Raw genomic sequence first — 17,046 nt, 5'->3', positions numbered from 1 at the left:
CACCCCTACCAACCGAGTTCACTGCCAGATGTACGACTTCACCTTCGAGATAACGTACGACCCCGGTGCCGACGAGTACGTCGACCTGTTCATCGATCGCGAGTCCCTCCGGTCGGAAGCGATCTACTCGTGTCTCGACCCGACAGAGCTATGGATGCTCGAGTCGGTGACGGGCGATCCGGCCGATCTTTCGGCCGTCGACGAACTGCTCTTGGACGAATCCGTCGATCGGCAGTCGTTCAGCGCCCGAGCGTGTAATTCGACCCGAACGACGAGCCTGTTGACCGAATCGCAACGGCGGAGAGTCGCGTACACGTACGTCTCCGATGTGGAGTACTGCGAGTCCGTCCCGCTCATCGCGGCGACGTACATCGACGGCGGTGTCCTTTTCGAGCAGACGCGAACCGACGACAGGGTCCGGTGGCGCGTGTTGGTACAGGACGATTCGAAGATCGGACACCTGTACGACACGCTGTCCGCGAAGCTCGGCGAGGGGTTGTCATTCTCGTTCGAGCACCTGACGGAGGTCGACCACTGGGAAAGCGGGCTCCTCTCCCGAGCGGACATCCGTGCGGAACAGCGCGAGACATTGACCGTGGCCGTCGAGCGCGGGTACTTCGAGACGCCGCGGGAAGTGACGCTCGACGAGCTCGCTGACGAGCTCGAGTTACCCCGGTCGACCGTGTCGTATCGGCTCCGACGAGCGACCGCAGAGCTGGCGAAACGATTCACAGAGCAGCAACTATGACGGCAGAGAACCCACCAGACGACGAGCGGACGAAGACTGACGCATCGGCGGGTAATCAGTATCCGGAGGACGTGCTCGTTAGTCCCGACTGGGTTGACGCGCGACTTGACCGGTTCGCCTCCGACGAGCCCGATCTCCGGCTGCTTGAAGTCGACGTCAACACTGCGTTCTATGAGAGCGGTCACGTGCCTGGCGCCGGTCGCGTCGATTGGAAGACCGATCTCCGGTCGGCAGACGCTCACGATATACTCGCCCCCGAAGAGATGGCCTCGTTTCTCGGATCACACGGAATCGCCGAGGAAACGACCGTCGTCGTCTACGGCGACAACTGGAACTGGTTCGCAGCGCACCTTTATTGGCAGCTCACCTACTACGGCCATCCCGACGTCCGAATCATGGACGGCGGCCGTGAGTACTGGGTAGAGTATGACTATCCGAGCACGACCGATCCGGTCGATCCGCCCACCGTGGAGTACGGCGGAATGCTCGATCCGCCCGCGAACCCGGAAGCTCGGGCCTCTCGTGAGGACGTACAGGAGGCTCTCGACACGAGGACCGTGCTCGTCGACGTCCGCCTGCCAGAGGAGTTCCGCGGAGACATCACGAAGCCGCCCGGAATCGACGAGGGGGCGGTGCGGGGCGGGCATATTCCTGGGGCGACGAACGTCTTCTGGGCGGAGAACCTCCGCCCAGACGGTCGGTTCAAACCGCCTGACGACCTCGGAGCGGTGTACGAGTCGCACGGTATCGATCCAGACGACGACGTGATCGTCTACTGTCGGATCGGCGAGCGCTCGTCGGTCACCTGGTTCGTTCTCGAAGAACTGCTCGGGTACGAGCACGTGCGGAACTATGACGGCTCGTGGACCGAGTGGGGCAATATGATCGGCGTCCCGATCGAAGTCGGCGAGTGAGCTCCTGTTCACGGCCGACGGGCGTGTGGACTGGTTCACGCTTTGGGGTCCGTTCGGAGATGTCGGACTACTCGCCCACGCACGTCCGATCGCCGGATGACAGCCAAACCCATGAAATGCTCTCGACAGCGAAGCGCTCGCTCGGCGATGCCGTGCGAGCGCTCGGTTGGTATCGGCAGCTCCGAGAAATCGGTCCGATGTTCGCCGTCACCAACATGGAAGCGCCGTCTGAGCCGGTGGAATCGTGACTGAGCATCTCTTCGACACAGCACAATGGAACTCTCTCAACCCACCATCACGTTCCATTAGATGAGTTTGAGAACGCGAGAGTACGTCGATTAGCTCCTCACCAGCGTATCGGGACCGTGGCTGATTCAAGGCTGAAACCCGTCTTCGGGGAGGGATCAGCCACGCTTACCGGTACTGACTCGTTCGCCTGCCTGAGAGCGGGAAGCGACCCCGTCCAAGAGACGTGCTCTGTCTCTGGCGAGGCTATCGAGACATCTCTTCGATACGCACTTTTCAACGACCGAGTTGATTTACTATACATCTGACATTATTCGGTCGACAAATCACGGACGGTTTATATTCGTCAACCGGTTACTCCGCGTGTGGTGGCCATGACGATCCGTTACCCCCACTGAGCCCCTTGTGATGATCGGTTCCACCGAGCCACCACTTCCGACCGCCGAGAGCGACGCGCACGGTCGTCTCGGACGGATCCGGTCACGCCCTACGTGTCGGAGGGGCGGCTCGCGCACTCGGCGGGGGACCACGACGGCACCCGCCAGTACCGCCGGCGACGCCCGTTTTTAAGCCGCCGCGGCCCGACCGGATCGGTATGGAACTAGAGCTGCGGTTCTTCGCGACGTTTCGGGAGGCCGCCGGGGGGAAGACCGTCGTCCGCGAGTTCGAGGACGGGTCGGACGTCGGGGACGTGCTTCGTGCCCTGGAGGCGGAGTACGACGGCATGGACGGCCGACTGATCGTCGACGGCGAGTTGGCCCCCCAGATCAACGTGTTGAAGAACGGACGCGAGGTGTTACACCTCCAAGGGCTCGACACCGACCTCGCGAACGGCGACCGGCTCTCCGTCTTCCCGCCCGTCGCCGGCGGGACGACCGACGCGGACGCCGCCGCCGACGCGGACGGCGACGGCGGCGCGATCGATCCCGACGGACCCGCGGCCGAGCCGCCCGCCGAACCCGGATGGGTCCGCCGGGAGGTCGCGTACCGGGGCATCTCCCGGCGGCTCGCGGCCCACTACCTCCGGAACCTCGGCGGCGACCTCGTCGGGACCGACGACCCCGCGGAAGCGACGCGGGTCGACGGCGACGGCTGGCGGGCGACGCTGGCCGCGGCGGAGGTGACCGCGGCCGCGTCGATCACGCTCACCGAGGTGACCGCGTCGTTCGCGGGCGAGGAGGCGGTCCTTGAGGAGCTCCTGCCGAAGTTCAGGCGGAAGGCGATGCGCGCGGGCGGCTGATGGGCGCTGGATCCGACGGGGAGGCGGGCGGCGACCACCCGATCGACGGCACCGCGCTCGTGAAGACCGCGGCGCTCGCGAGCGTGCCGGCCGACCGGCTCCCGGCGCTGCTCGCCCGCGTTCAGGCCGACCTCGGACCGCGTCTCGAGGAGTACCGGCGCCGGTACGAGCGGATCGAGGCCGCGCCCGACCGGGAAACGTTCCTCGTCGAGCCCGATCACTGGGAAGCGGTCGGGGCCCGGCTCGGCCTCGCCGACCGCGAGCGCGACGCGGTCGCCCGCGCCCACGAGACCGCGGTCGAGCGGTGGGGGTCGACGACCGGCCGCCGCGCGGAGTTCGAGGCCGCCCTCGAGATCCGGTCGGCGGTCGTGATCGGCGTCGACGAGCGCGAGGGGTGAGACCGCCCGCATCGACGGACCTTTGCCGGCCGCGAGAGAGGGGCCCGCATGCGACTCGCCCGCCTGCTGACGCCCGAGGGACCGGTCGCCGGTCGATACGAGGACGGGACCGTCGTCGCCGACGACGGCCGGTACGAGGTCGGCCGCGACGGCCGGCTTCTCCCGCCGTGTGAGCCCAGCGCGCTCTACTGCGTCGGCCGCAACTACGCGGAGACGCTGGAGCAGATGGCGTACGAGCGCCCCGAAGAGCCCGACTTCTTCATCAAGCCGCCGGCGAGCATCCTCGCGCACGGACAACCGGTCCGCTACCCGGAGTGGACCGACGAGCTGACCTACGCCGGCGAGCTCGTCGCCGTGATCGACGAGCGGTCCCGCGACCTCGCGCCCGAGGACGTGCCCGACGCGGTCCGCGGCTACACGGTCATGAACGACCTCGACGCGCTCGACCAACAGGGGCGGACCGCGCGGAAGGCGTTCGACGGCTCCGGCCCGCTCGGCCCCTGGATCGAGACCGACGTCGACCCCGCGGACACGGAGATGTCGACGACGGTCGGCGGGGAGCGCCGACAGGACGCGAACACGGACCTCATGCTGTTTTCTCCTCACGAGATCGTCTCGTACCTCTCCAAACGGTTCACCTTCCGACCGGGCGACTGCGTCGCGTTCGGGAGCCCCGCGAACCCCGGACTCGTCGAGCCGGGCGAGCGCGTGGAGATAACCTACGAGGGCGTCGGCACGCTCTCGAACCGGGTCGTCGCGGGCGACGAGGAGGAGCGGACGGGGCCGATCGAGGAGTAGCGGCTCGCTCGACTCAGTCGGCGTCCGGATACCGCATCGGCTGGCGCTCGCCGTAGGTGAGCGTCCGCCAGAGCCACTCGACCGGGCCGAACCGGTACCGCCGGAGCCACAGCACCGAGAGCGCCACCTCGATCGCCCAGAAGGCGACCACCATCCCCAGCGCCTCGACGCGACTCACGGAGCCGAACAGCCCGAGCCCGTGCCCGTAGAAGACGGCGGTCGCGACCACCGTCTGGAGGAGGTAGTTCGTGAACGCGGTCCGGCCGACCGCCGCGAACGCGCGGGTCGCAGGACCGTCCGGCCGCCGCCGCGCGTAGAGGGTGACGACGCCGACGTAGCCGCCGGCGACGAGGAGGCTCCCGACGTAGTTGAACTGCCGCCAGAACAGCGCCGCGTCCGCGCTCCAGTCGTTGGCCTCGATGTACTGGACGCCCGCGAGGACGACGGCGACGCCGACGAGCCCGCCCGCGACGAGCCGCCGGTAGAGCGCCGAGGAGCGCTCGCCGGTCAACACGCCCCACTTGTACAGCGCCATGCCGAGCAGGACGGTCCCGCCGACCCGCCAGAACGTCCCCCCGAGGAAGCCGACGGTCTGCCGCTCGAAGGCGGTGGGAACTCGGTGGTCGAGCTGGGCGATCCAGCCGCTCCGGTAGGTCTCGACCTCCGCGCGGAGGACGGACTCGGCGGGCTGCCACTGGCTCGCGATCGCCTCGCCGCCGACGGTGAGGCCCGCGAACACCTCCAGTAGTGGCGTGACGAGCAGGAAGACGGCCGCGAGCCCGGCGAGCGCCCGCGGCTCCCAGTCGTGTGCGAAGACGAGCGCCAGCCCGCAGAAGCCGTAGGCGACGAGGATGTCGCCGTACCAGAGCAGGTACGCGTGCGCCAGCCCGATGACGATCAGCCAGAGCGTCCGGCGGTAATGAAGCGGCATGGCGGGCTGGCCCTTCCGCTCCTTGCTCTCGATGAAGAGGACGATCCCCGCCCCGAACAGCGCCGAGAAGAGGGTGATGAACTTCTGTTCGGCGAGGACGTGTCCGACGAGCCACGCCCAGTAGTTCGCGCCGGAGAAGTCGCCGAAGACGGTGGGATTGAGGAGCGTCGTCTCGGGCATCGAGAACACCCGGACGTTGATCACGAGGATGCCGAGGACGGCCACGCCGCGGAGCGCGTCGAGGCTCACGATGCGTTCGGAAGGCGGGGTGGGTCCGGGAGAGTCGCTCACGATACGCGGGTCCACGGACTACAGCGACGAATAGGTTCGTGATCCGGAGCGAGAGACGGATTCGCGATCGGACGACGCGGGCCGATCCGCTCCCGAACGGCTCAGTCCAACTGGACCGCGCGGCCGGTCTCCGAGGAGCGGTAGAGCGCGTCGATCACGCGCTGAACGGCCAGTCCCTCCTCGACGGTGTTGATCGCGGGCGGCTCGCCCGCCGCGACGGCCTCGAGGAAGACGTCCTGTTCGGCCCCGTGGCTGTTGTCGTCGCGGGTCGTCACCTCCGTGTCCGAGAGGTGGTGGCCGCCGCCGACGCTCGCCTCGTGGAGCGTGAGCTCGTCACGGCCGCGGTCGAACGTCGCGCCCGCCTCGCTGCCCCGGATCACGAACTCGTCGGTCGCCGGCCGGTTCGTTGCCCACGCGACCTCCAGCGAGACCGTGCTGCCGTCCGCCCCGCGGATGAACGCCGAGGCGGAGTCGTCGACGTCGAACCCCTCCGGGCCCTCGTCCGCGCCCCACGTGTCGATGTACGCGTAGTCCTCGCGGCCGCCGAACTCCGAGCGCGTCTCGCCGCTGACCTCGACGATCTCGGGGTGATCGAGGAAGTACAGCGCCAGGTCGATCGCGTGGACGCCGATGTCGATGAGCGCCCCCCCGCCGGCGACCGCCTTCGAGGTGAACCAGGAGCCGCGGCCGGGGACCCCCCGACGCCGGACGTAGTTCGCCTCCACGTGTTTCGTCTCGCCGAACCGTCCCTCGTCCTGGTAGTGTTTGATGACCCGGACGGGGTGGCGGAAGCGGTTGTTGAACCCGACCATACAGAACCCCTCCGCGTCGGCCGCCGCGTCGGCGATGCGCTCCGCGCTCTCGAGGGTGTGTGCGAGCGGCTTCTCCAGGAGCACGTCGAGACCCGCCTCCAGCGACCCCGTCGCGTACTCCTCGTGGAACCGGTTCGGCGTGGTGATCAGGACGGCCTCGCAGTCGTCGTAGAGGTCCTCGGCCTCCTCGTAGGCGTGGAGGTCGAACTCCTCGTGAAAGCGGCGTCTCGCGTCCGCGTCGATGTCCATGCCGCCGACGAGGTTCGCGTCCCGCTCGAGGAACTGTCTCGCGTGGTGGGTGCCGATCCCGCCGAGGCCGACGATCCCGACGGCGACGTCGTTGGCGCTGGTCATGTCTCGGAATTCACAACGGGAGTTGTTAAGACTCACGCTCCGACCGAAACGAGTGATACGTCGCCGCTTGGCGGATCGTCCCGTCGCTCGCGGTTCGGGGGGCTACCGGTCGCGGGTCATCCACTCGCTGGCCTGCGGCTCGTCGGGGTCGGTGACGATCTCGACGAGCGCCGGTCCGTCGTGGGCACGCGCGCCGTCGACGGCGTCACCGACGGCGTCGAGGTCGCTCACGCGCTCCGCGCGAACGCCCATGCCGGCGGCGATGGACACGAGGTCGAGCCCGGTGTCGACCCAGCCGTACGCCTGCGCGGGAAAGCCGTAGGTCCGTTCGGCCTCCTCGCTGATGATCGCGTAGTCGTCGTTGTTCAACGCGACCACGGTGACGTCGATCCCCTCCGACGCCAGCGTGTGGAGCTCGTGAACGCACATCATGAGCCCGCCGTCGCCGGTCAGCGCGACCACGTCGTCGTCGGGGTTCGCGAGCTTCGCCCCGATCGCCGACGGGAGCCCGGTCCCCATCGTCGCCCACGAGCCGGGGTTGACGTACGACTCGGGGCCGGCGGCCGGGAAGGAGACGAGCGTCCACAGCCGGAACCCGCCCGCGTCGGCGGCCACGACCGTCTCCTCGGGGAGCACGTCGCGGACCTCACGGAGCACCTCGACCGACCGGAGCGGGGCGGCCGCGTCGCGAGCGGCCGCGACCGCGTCGAACCGGCCGCGGTCCGCCTCGCGAACCGCGGCCGCGCGGGTCGCACCCGACGTCTCGGCCTCCGGAGATCCCTCGGACTCGGCGGGATCGAGCCGCTCGGCGAGCGCGCCGAGGAACCGGTCCGCGTCGGCGACGACGCCGAGGTCAGCCTCGTAGCCGAACCCGATGTCGTCGCCGTCGAGCGTGACGTGGACGAGCGTCTCCGGCATCGGCACCGACCACTTGGCGGTCGAGACCGCGTCGAGGTCCGAGCCGACGACGAGCCCCGCGTCCGCCGAGTCGAGCAGCTCGCGCAGCTCCGTGCTCGTGCCGCCACAGAGCACGCCCGCCGAGAGCGGGTGCGTCTCCGGGAGGACCCCCTTCCCCTTGTACGTCCCGACGACCGGCGCGTCGAGCGCCTCCGCGACCGTTCGTAGTGTTTCGGTCGCGCCGGCGCGCCGGACGCCCCCGCCCGCGATCACGACCGGCGCGGCCGCGTCGCCGAGGCGGTCCGCGGCCGCCTCGACCGACGACGCGGACGGCGCGGGCGGCTCCGCCGGCTCCGCCTCCGGCGGCGTCGCCTGCGGCGTCCGGCTCGCGAGGACGTCCTTCGGGATCCCGACCCGCACCGGCCCCTGCGGGGCCTCGCGGGCGACCCGGATCGCGTCGGCGACGGCCGCGACCGCGCCCGCCGGCGACTCGACGAGGACGTTCTCTTTCACCACCGTGTCGTACGTCTCCGGGGGCGTCTCGTGGATCCCGTCGCCGCCGCGCACGTCGCGTTCGGTCTCGACGGCGAGGTGGAGCAGCGGGACGTTGTCGTTTTTGGCGTTCTTCAGCCCGTTCATCGCGTTCATGTCGCCCGGACCGGGCACGACCACGGTGGCGGCCATCGCGCCCGGCTCGGCCGTCTCCGCGTACCCCCACGCCTGGTGGGTGACCGCGGTCTCGTGTCGCGCCACGACGAACCGCGCGTCCCGGTCGGCGAACGCCCGGTTGAGCGGGAGCGTCTGCTTGCCGGGGATGCCGAACGCCGTGTCGATCCCGCGGTCGAGCAGGCAGTCCACGACCGCCTCGCCGACCGTCCTCTCCGAGCCGTCTGTCGGGTCCATACGACGACGTCACCCGGTCGGGAATTGAAAGCTTCGCTGTGCGCGCCGTCACTCCGTCACGTGGTACTCCGCCGCGTCCACGCGTGTCACTCTGCCGCGTCCATACGTCACTCCGCGACGTTCGTCTCGCGCACCCGGACGCCCTTGCGGGCGAGGTGGCGCATCTGCCGCTGGGCGAACTCCTCCTCGCTCGTCCCGCGGGTCGCGAGCACGTACACGAGCGCCGACCCCGCGGGGCGCATCGTCCGCCCGGCGCGCTGTGAGCCCTGTCGACGGCTCCCGCCGAGCCCGCTCGCGACGACCGCCAGCTCCGCGTTGGGGAGGTCGATCCCCTCGTCGCCGACCCGCGAGACGACGAGCGCGTCGAGGTCGTCGTCCTCCTCGCGAAATCGTCGAAACAGCTCCGCGCGGTCGCGGTGGGGCGTCTCCCCGCTGACGAAGGGCGCACCGATCGCGTCGGCGATCGCCTCGCCGTGGTCGAGGTACTCGACGAACACGAGCGCCTTCTTGCCGCGGTGAGCCGCGAGCAGATAGCGGACCTCCGCGACCTTCGCGGGGTTCTCGGCGGCGAGCCGGCGGCGCTCCCGCCCGTCGGCGCTGGCGTACTCGTTTCGCGCCAGGTCCTCGCGCCACGGGACGTACCGGATCTCGACTTCGGGCTCCTGGACGAACCCCGCCTCGAACAGCGCGTCCCAGTCGGCCCCGATCGGCGGGCCGATCAGGGTGTAGATCTCCTCCTCGCTGCCGGTCTCGCGGACCGGCGTCGCCGACAGCCCGAGCCGGTGTTTGCTCTGGAGTTCGGCGGTACGGGAGTAGACGGGCGCGCTGACGTGGTGCGCCTCGTCGAAGCAGATCAGCCCCCACTCGCGGGAGTCGAACAGGGAGCGGTGTCGGTCCATCCCCGCGATCTGGTAGGTCGCGATCGTGACCGGGCGTATCTCCTTTCTTCCGCCGTGATACAACCCCACGTCGGCGGGGTCGACCGTCGAGTGCGAGAGCAGCTCCTCGCGCCACTGGTCCGCGAGCTCGCGGGAGGGGACCAGGATCAGCGTCTCGCCGCCCACGGTGGCGATCGTCGCGATGGCGGCGACGGTCTTGCCCGACCCCGGCGGCCCGACGTACACCCCCGAGCGCGACTCGAGGAACGTCTCGACCCAGGTCTCCTGGTAGTCTCGGAGCTCGGTCGTGAGGTCGACGTCGACCGGGTCGCCCGTCTCGAGGTCGCGGTCGTCCTCGACGGGGTAGCCCGCGTCGTACAGCGCGCGCTTGACGCCCGCGACGGCGTCCTCGTTCACCCACGCCTCCGTCTCGGAGATCGGCGCGCGGAGCTGGCCGTCCTCGAGGTGGCTCTCGGCGACGTTGCCCATCAGGCTCTCGTTCGCGGCCTCGAGGACGACGTAGCCGTCCTCGTGGGTGTACAGCCGGAATCGGTGCGCGCGCCGCCACTGGTCGCGGATCCACTCCTCCAGATGGTCGAAGCGCCGCGGGAGCACGGAGCGCAGGCTCGCGATCAGCGCGTCGGCGTCCTCGAACGGCGCGGCCCACACGTCCTCCTGGCGGATCCGGTAGAGATACCCCCGCGTGCCGGGCTCGGTCCCCGTGGTATCGACGAGGTAGGCGAACTGCGAGAGCCGCGCCCGCGTGAACTGCGTCGGCCGGTCGACGACGATCTCCCGGCGGCTCGGAAAGGCGACCACGCGCTCGCGGGACGCCAACGCGCCCCAGTCGTTCGGGTAGAAGACGACGGGGTCGCTCTCGACGTCGAGCCGGTCCACGTCGCCGCGCTCGACGAGGTCGGCGAGCGCGTCGCTGGCGGCGGCCTGCGTCGTCCCCAGCCGTCGCGCGACCTCGCTGGCGGTCGCGACGGGGCGCTCTTCGGCCTCGAGCGCCTCGTGAAAGCGGTCGAGCGGGACCTCGACGGGATCGTCGTCGAGTGCGGACTCGGCGTCGTCGCCGGCGGCGGGGTCGTCGGTGCCGGCGGCGGGGTCGCCGGTGTCGTCGGTCATCGTCTTCGGTTCGACCGCGACGCGGAAATGGGTAGCGTCCGCGCTCGACCGTGACGGGCCCCTCCGAGGCGCTCCGCGCCCGTCCTCCGCTACCGCCCGGCGGACGACCCGCGACAGCCGCGCGAGGTGATCGCCTCCTTCGACCGGAACCGACACCCGCACTCCACACAGCGGACGAACGCCTCGCCGGGCTCGGTCTCCAGGCGGTGTCCGCCGACGACGAACGGCCGGGTGACCGTTCGCGGCCGGATCCGGTCGGGGATCGCGGCCTCCGGCGTCTCGCTCAACGCGGCCCGGAGGCCGATGGTGTCGACGTCGACCGGATCGAACCGGCCCGCCTCCAGCGCCGCCTCGCGGTCCGCCACCTCCGTCCACCCGGTGACGACGACTGGGGAGTCCGTCTCGGTGTCGCTCACGACGACGACGAACCGGATTCCTCCGTCGACGAGCGCGAACCGCCAGCCGTCCGTCCGGTTCCAGCGGAGCTGCCCCCGCCGGATCGCCTCCGTCACGATCCGCGTGGAGACGTACCGACCGGGCTGTTGGAGCCGCTCGCGGAAGTGGTTCGTGAGCGCGTACAGGCCGGGGTCGCGGAGGGGAGGGTCCTCCGGGGTTCGGCTTCGTGGCGGGATCGGCCGTCCGCGGTCGGGACCGGGCGTCCACCCCCGCGCCGGGTGAGTCTCGGGCGAACCGGGTCGCGCGGTCGACGCGCGGCGTCGATCGGCCTCGGGTGACGCCGCGTGCGGTGCGGTCCGACGCTCCGTCGATCCGGGACGGGGGACCTCCTCGGCCCCCGACCCGCCCTGTCGGGATGCCACTGCGTGTGGATATAGAGTCTCCCCTTAAGTGTGTTACGGCGACACACGACCCCGAGTACGGAGAGCGGCCGGGTGAGGAAACGGACGGCCGCCGTTCGCGATCGGACTCGAGACCGAGCGCTCACTCGTGTCCGGAGACGCGGACCGGCTCGTACGGCTCCTCGAGCCACTCGACGTCGGAGCCCGACAGGTCGATGTCGAGCGCCTCCACCGCGTCCTCGAGGTGCTCGACGCTCGAGGTTCCCACGATGGGCGCGTCGACCACGTCCTTCTCGAGAACCCACGCCAGCGCGATCTGTGCCATCTTCACCCCCCTCTCGTCGGCCAACTCTTCGACGCGGGCGTTGACCTCCTCGCCGCCGCCCTCGCGGTACGGTCGGCCGATCTCGGTCTCGTGTTCCCCGCGCGCGGTCGCGTCGTCGGCCTCGTACGGACGCGTCAGGTAGCCCGCGCCGAGCGGGCTCCACGGGATGGTGCCGATCCCCTCCTTCTCACACAGCGGGAGCATCTCGCGCTCCTCCTCGCGGTACGCGAGGTTGTAGAGGTTCTGCATCGTGACGAACCGCTCGTAGCCCTCCCGCTCGCTCGTGTGGAGCGCGTCGGCGAACTGGTGGGCCCACATCGAGGAGGCCCCGAGATAGCGGACCCGTCCGCGCCGGACCGCGTCGTCGAGGGCGGCGAGCGTCTCCTCGATCGGCGTCTCCTCGTCCCAGCGGTGGATCTGATAGAGGTCGACCGTCTCCATCCCGAGCCGGTCGAGGCTGTTCTCGAGTTCCTGTTCTATCGCCTTCCGGGAGAGTCCACCGGAGTTCGGGTTCGACTCGTCCATCTCGCCGTACACCTTGGTTGCGACGACCTGCCGGTCGCGGTCGTATTCGGCGAGTACGTCCCCGAGGATCTCCTCGCTCTCGCCGTTCGAGTAGACGTTCGCGGTGTCGAAGAAGTTCACCCCGAGTTCGATCGCGCGCTCGATCAGCTCCTCGCTCGCCGCTCGGTCGAGCATCCAGTCGTGACCGCTCCCGAAGCTCATACAGCCGAGACAGAGGCGACTCACGGTCGTGCCCGTGTTCCCGAGCGTCGTGTACTCCATACGTCCGGTCCCCTCGCCCACGACATAAGTCCCGTGGCGACTTCGAACGTCGACCCCGGTATCGATCCCCGGCGGCCGCCCCGCGGCTCCCTGCTCGCGGCTTCGCCGCTCGCGTATCGAGGGGCTCACTCCGTTCGTCCCTCGCACCGCCAGCCGCGGCGCACCCTTTATACGACCGGCTGCGTTACCGTCGCGTATGCCCCAGTGTGAAATGTGTGGCGCCGAGCAGGCCTCCCTGACGACGACGAAGGTCGAAGGCGCCGAGTTGGAGCTGTGTAGCTCCTGTACGGACTTCGGCACGGAAGTCCGGGAGGAGCAGAGCAGCTCGGCGGGGAGCAAGTACTCGACGAGCTCCAGCTCGGGGACCCCCTCGTCGTCCTCCTCGAGCGGCTCCGGCGGCTCCGGCGGATCGCGGCGTCGCCGCGACATGTTCGACGACATGGAGGAGATCGCCACCGACTACGACGACCGGATCCGCAACGCTCGGGAGTCGAAGGGGTTGAGCCAGGAGGAGCTGGCCGACGACCTCAACGAGAAGGCGAGCCTGATCCGGAAGCTCGAGCGCGGCGACACTCTCCCCACCGACGAGATCCAGCGGAAGCTCGAGCGCGCGCTCGACGTCTCGCTCGTCGAGGGCGAGGACGTCGACGCCGACTGGGAGTCGAACGACGCGGGCACGATGACGCTCGGCGACGTGGTCAAACGGAAGGAGTGAATCCGAGACTTCCGGCCGTCGCGACGAGGGTCGCGCTCGACAGCCACACCCCCGCACGGTCGAGACGGGACCTCGCGTCCGTCATACCGTCGCGTCGCCCTCGCCGGGGTGCTCCGACTCCCAGTATCGATCGGTCAGGTAGTCGATGACCCGGTCGACGGTGTCGGGGTCGTAACTCCAGAAGCCGTAAAACCGGCCGGGTTCGCGTTCCTCGGCGAGCAGCACGCACTTCGCGCCGTCGAAGCCGCCGCCGTCGTAGGCGACGAACCACGTCTCCCGGATCTCCGCGGTGCGACCGATGTGTACCTCGTACTGCTCGGTGTTCGGCGCGTCGCCCTCGGCGGCCGCGTACGCGTGAACGTCGAGCCGCTCCTTCTCGCCGAGCCGATCGTAGGTGTTCGACTCGCCGGAGAGGACGTCGAGCGTCTGAAACCCCGCGTGGAGCTCGCCGTCGCCGACGCGCCAGGCCCGGTCCTCTATCTCGCGGGAGGCCGCGACCATGTCCGCACGCGAGTAGGAGGTGAAGAGCGTCTCGTCGAGGTGATCGAGGATAGGCTGGCCGACTCGACGGGGAGCGGCCGCTTCGCCCTCTCCGGCCGCTCCCTCGGCGTCGGCGACGGCACCGGCGGTATCGTCGCCGTCGTCGGCACGGTCGGGAAGGAGGTCGTCGATCGCGGTCGCGGTGACGAACTCGCCGTCGCGAGCGAGCACGGCGTAGCCGGTCGGCCCCTCGGTCGGGTCCTCGGCGACCACGCGGAGGTTTCGGTCGGCGAAGTGCTCCGCCAGCGACTCGGCGACGCTCGGGTCCGGATCGAACACCGTCAGCGTGGCCTCGCGGGCCTCCACCCCTGAGATGATCTCGATGAGCGACATGCGATAGTCGACCCGTCGGAACGCGGGTTCGTGTGTCGGTATCCCCCGCGGGTTAAGAGTGTTGCTCCGGGAGATCCACGTTCCGGAAGGCGCGTGGCTACGGACGACCCGACCACGAAGGTATTTGCGGCCCCGTCCGCTACGCCGGGTATGTTCATCCTGGTGAACCTCAAGGCGTATCCCTGTGATCCGATCGAGGTCGCGACCGCCGCCCGCGACGTCGCCGAGGCCTCCGGCGCGCGGATCGGCGTCGCCCCGCAGGCGGCCGACCTGGCCCGCGTCGCGGAGACGGGCGTCGAGACGTGGGGCCAGCACGTCTCGCCGAACGCGCACGGCTCCCACACCGGATCGACGCTGGCGGAGGCGGTCGCCGACAACGGGGCCGAAGGGACGCTCATCAACCACTCGGAGAACCGGCTGAAGCTCGCCGACGTCGACGGCTCGGTCGGGGCGGCCGAGCGGGCCGACCTGGAGACGGTCGTCTGCGCGAACAACCCGGCGCAGGTCGGCGCGGCCGCGGCGCTCTCCCCCGACGCGGTCGCCGTCGAGCCGCCCGAGCTCATCGGCGGCGACGTTTCCGTCGCGACGGCCGATCCCGGCATCGTCGAGGACGCGGTCGCGGCCGCCGAGGCGGTCGATCCCGACGTCGACGTGTTCTGCGGGGCCGGCGTCTCCACCGGGGACGACGTCGAGGCCGCGGGCGAGCTGGGCGCGTCGGGCGTCCTCCTCGCGTCCGGCGTCGCCAAGGCGGACGACCCGGCGACGGTGCTCGAGGACCTCGTCTCCGGACTCTGAGCCGACCGACTCCCGCCGCGGCGTCGGGCGGACGGCGGACCCCTCTCGGCGTCGGGCGGCTGGGCTTGCGGGTCAGTATAAAGACACCGATGTGAGTGGCTACCACGATCGCGGAAACCGCAAGACGTAATCGGGATCGATTCGACTCGCGTGCCGGACCGTCTAGTAACCTTTAACCGACACAAGCCGGTATTCACGTGCAAGATGGCGACCAACAAGATCCTCGGTATCGACCTCGGTACCACCAACTCCGCGTTCGCGGTGATGGAGGGCGACGAGCCCGAGATCATCTCGAACGCGGAGGGCGACCGGACGACGCCGTCGGTCGTCGCCTTCTCGGACGACGGCGAGCGGCTCGTCGGGAAACCGGCGAAGAACCAGGCCGTCCAGAACCCCGACCGGACGATCCAGTCGATCAAACGCCACATGGGCGAGGACGGCTACACCGTCGAGATCGGGGACGACGAGTACAGTCCCGAGCAGATCTCGGCGATGATCCTCCAGAAGATCAAACGCGACGCGGAGGAGTACCTCGGCGACGACGTCGAGAAGGCCGTGATCACGGTCCCCGCGTACTTCAACGACAAGCAGCGGCAGGCGACGAAGGACGCCGGCGAGATCGCCGGCTTCGACGTCGAGCGAATCGTCAACGAGCCGACCGCGGCCTCCATGGCGTACGGCCTCGACGACGAGTCCGACCAGACGGTTCTCGTGTACGACCTCGGGGGCGGCACCTTCGACGTGAGCGTCCTCGACCTGGGCGGCGGCGTCTACGAGGTCGTCGCCACGAACGGCGACAACGACCTCGGCGGCGACGACTGGGACGAGGCGCTCATCGACCACATCGCCGAGGAGTTCGAGAACGACCACGGCATCGACCTCCGGGAGGACCGGCAGGCGCTCCAGCGGCTGAAGGACGCCGCCGAGGAGGCGAAGATCGAGCTGTCGAACAAGAAGGAGACGACCGTCAACCTCCCGTTCATCACCGCGACCGACAGCGGCCCGGTCCACCTCGAACAGTCGATCACGCGGGCGACCTTCGAGAGCCTCACCACCGACCTGCTCGACCGCACGGTCGAGCCGACCGAGCAGGCGCTCGCCGACGCCGGCTACGAGAAGGGCGACATCGACGAGGTCATCCTCGTCGGCGGCTCCACCCGGATGCCGCAGGTCCAGGAGAAGGTCGAGGAGCTCGTCGGTCAGGAGCCGAAGAAGAACGTCAACCCCGACGAGGCGGTCGCGCTCGGCGCGGCGGTCCAGGGCGGCGTGCTCTCCGGCGACGTCGACGACATCGTCCTGCTGGACGTGACCCCGCTCTCGCTCGGGATCGAGGTGAAAGGTGGCCTCTTCGAGCGGCTCATCGAGAAGAACACCACCATTCCGACGGAGGAGTCGAAGGTGTTCACGACCGCCGCGGACAACCAGACCTCCGTCAACGTCCGCGTCTTCCAGGGCGAACGCGAGATCGCCGAGGAGAACGAGCTGCTCGGCGCGTTCCAGCTGTCGGGTATCCCGCCGGCTCCGGCGGGGACCCCGCAGATCGAGGTCTCGTTCAACATCGACGAGAACGGCATCGTCAACGTCGAGGCCGAGGACCAGGGCTCGGGTAACGCCGAGTCGATCACCATCGAGGGCGGCGTCGGCCTCTCCGACGAGGAGATCGAGGAGATGCAAGAGGAGGCCGAGAAGCACGCCGAGGAGGACGAGGCCCGCCGCGAGCGCATCGAGGCGCGCAACGAGGCCGAGACGGCGATCCAGCGCGCGGAGACCCTCCTCGAGGAGAACGAGGAGAACGTCGACGATGACCTGGTCACCGACATCGAGTCGGCGATCGAGGACGTGGAGGAGACGCTCGAGGACGACGACGCCGAGACCGAGGAGATCGAGGAGGTCACCGAGGCGCTCTCGGAGCAGCTCCAGGAGATCGGCAAGCAGATGTACCAGCAACAGCAGGCCGCACAGGCCGGTCCCGGCGGCGCGGGCGGCGCGGGTCCCGGCGGCATGGGTGGCATGGGCGGAGCCGGGCCCGGCGGCGCGGCCGGCGCGGGTCCCGGCGGTGCCGACGGCGACGGCGACGACGAGGAGTACGTCGACGCCGACTTCGAGGACGTCGACGAGAACGACGACGAGAACGACGCGTAGTCGCCGAGCGCCGCGATCGACCGCGCCGTGAACGGCCACATCGCATCGGCCGCGTCATCGCGGTCGGCCGCGCCG

15 protein-coding genes and 2 pseudogenes are annotated in these 17,046 nt (G+C 69.6%); 10 read left to right on the top strand and 7 right to left on the bottom strand.

The genetic code is table 11. The features are described from left to right. The first annotated feature begins 28 nt into the window (after positions 1-28). From NO889_RS08250 to NO889_RS08220, 7 genes and pseudogenes are all read left to right on the top strand, one after another. Positions 29-748, top strand: a complete 720-nt coding sequence (locus NO889_RS08250; protein WP_256411787.1) for a helix-turn-helix domain-containing protein — start codon at positions 29-31, stop codon at positions 746-748. Then, a complete protein-coding gene (locus NO889_RS08245; protein ID WP_256411786.1) occupies positions 745-1,662 on the top strand; it encodes a sulfurtransferase in 918 nt (305 codons plus the stop codon). Before NO889_RS08250 ends, NO889_RS08245 begins: the two co-directional genes overlap by 4 nt. 122 nt (positions 1,663-1,784) lie before the next feature. After that, positions 1,785-1,910: pseudogene (locus NO889_RS08240) on the top strand (IS5/IS1182 family transposase); the annotation flags it as partial. A gap of 593 nt (positions 1,911-2,503) precedes the next feature. Next, a pseudogene (locus NO889_RS08235) lies at positions 2,504-2,782 on the top strand (ubiquitin-like small modifier protein 1); the annotation flags it as partial. 45 nt (positions 2,783-2,827) lie between these two features. Then, positions 2,828-3,148 (top strand): MoaD-like domain-containing protein, encoded by a 321-nt coding sequence (locus NO889_RS08230; RefSeq protein ID WP_256411881.1) that lies wholly within the window; start codon positions 2,828-2,830, stop codon positions 3,146-3,148. Next, positions 3,148-3,546: a DUF8048 family protein gene (locus NO889_RS08225; protein WP_256411785.1), complete on the top strand. Its 399-nt coding sequence runs from the start codon at positions 3,148-3,150 to the stop codon at positions 3,544-3,546. Before NO889_RS08230 ends, NO889_RS08225 begins: the two co-directional genes overlap by 1 nt. A gap of 48 nt (positions 3,547-3,594) precedes the next feature. Next, positions 3,595-4,344 carry a fumarylacetoacetate hydrolase family protein gene (locus tag NO889_RS08220; protein ID WP_256411784.1) on the top strand — a complete coding sequence of 250 codons (750 nt, stop codon included), beginning with the start codon at positions 3,595-3,597 and terminating at the stop codon, positions 4,342-4,344. 13 nt (positions 4,345-4,357) lie between these two features. Here NO889_RS08220 and NO889_RS08215 read toward each other — a convergent pair whose 3' ends face one another. The 6 genes from NO889_RS08215 to NO889_RS08190 form a co-directional block, all read right to left on the bottom strand. After that, positions 4,358-5,566, bottom strand: coding sequence for a DUF418 domain-containing protein (locus tag NO889_RS08215; protein ID WP_256411783.1), 1,209 nt, complete (start codon positions 5,564-5,566; stop codon positions 4,358-4,360). A 101-nt stretch (positions 5,567-5,667) separates the two neighbouring features. Further along, positions 5,668-6,732 carry a Gfo/Idh/MocA family protein gene (locus NO889_RS08210; RefSeq protein ID WP_256411782.1) on the bottom strand — a complete coding sequence of 355 codons (1,065 nt, stop codon included), beginning with the start codon at positions 6,730-6,732 and terminating at the stop codon, positions 5,668-5,670. Positions 6,733-6,834: 102 nt separating this feature from the next. Continuing rightward, positions 6,835-8,532, bottom strand: coding sequence for a thiamine pyrophosphate-binding protein (locus tag NO889_RS08205; protein WP_256411781.1), 1,698 nt, complete (start codon positions 8,530-8,532; stop codon positions 6,835-6,837). A 107-nt stretch (positions 8,533-8,639) separates the two neighbouring features. Further along, on the bottom strand, positions 8,640-10,538 hold the full coding sequence (locus NO889_RS08200) for a DEAD/DEAH box helicase (RefSeq protein WP_256411780.1): 1,899 nt from the start codon (positions 10,536-10,538) through the stop codon (positions 8,640-8,642). Positions 10,539-10,627: 89 nt separating this feature from the next. Continuing rightward, positions 10,628-11,356: a hypothetical protein gene (locus NO889_RS08195; RefSeq protein ID WP_256411779.1), complete on the bottom strand. Its 729-nt coding sequence runs from the start codon at positions 11,354-11,356 to the stop codon at positions 10,628-10,630. Positions 11,357-11,477: 121 nt separating this feature from the next. Continuing rightward, a complete protein-coding gene (locus NO889_RS08190; protein ID WP_256411778.1) occupies positions 11,478-12,446 on the bottom strand; it encodes an aldo/keto reductase in 969 nt (322 codons plus the stop codon). Positions 12,447-12,642: 196 nt separating this feature from the next. On the opposite strand from NO889_RS08190, the gene NO889_RS08185 reads away from it, so the two are divergent. Next, complete coding sequence (locus NO889_RS08185) at positions 12,643-13,161, top strand: multiprotein bridging factor aMBF1 (RefSeq protein ID WP_256411777.1); 519 nt, start codon at positions 12,643-12,645, stop codon at positions 13,159-13,161. An 81-nt stretch (positions 13,162-13,242) separates the two neighbouring features. Here the strand turns inward: NO889_RS08185 and NO889_RS08180 are convergent, their stop codons facing one another. Continuing rightward, on the bottom strand, positions 13,243-14,034 hold the full coding sequence (locus NO889_RS08180) for a DICT sensory domain-containing protein (RefSeq protein ID WP_256411776.1): 792 nt from the start codon (positions 14,032-14,034) through the stop codon (positions 13,243-13,245). 150 nt (positions 14,035-14,184) lie between these two features. On the opposite strand from NO889_RS08180, the gene tpiA reads away from it, so the two are divergent. Continuing rightward, positions 14,185-14,829, top strand: coding sequence for a triose-phosphate isomerase (gene tpiA / locus NO889_RS08175; RefSeq protein ID WP_256411775.1), 645 nt, complete (start codon positions 14,185-14,187; stop codon positions 14,827-14,829). A 204-nt stretch (positions 14,830-15,033) separates the two neighbouring features. Then, positions 15,034-16,971 (top strand): molecular chaperone DnaK, encoded by a 1,938-nt coding sequence (gene dnaK / locus NO889_RS08170; RefSeq protein ID WP_256411774.1) that lies wholly within the window; start codon positions 15,034-15,036, stop codon positions 16,969-16,971. Positions 16,972-17,046 lie beyond the last annotated feature (75 nt).

Source organism: Halorubrum rubrum, assembly GCF_024494685.1.
Classification (GTDB): domain Archaea; phylum Halobacteriota; class Halobacteria; order Halobacteriales; family Haloferacaceae; genus Halorubrum; species Halorubrum rubrum.
This window is presented reverse-complemented; position numbering and strand designations above follow the sequence as displayed.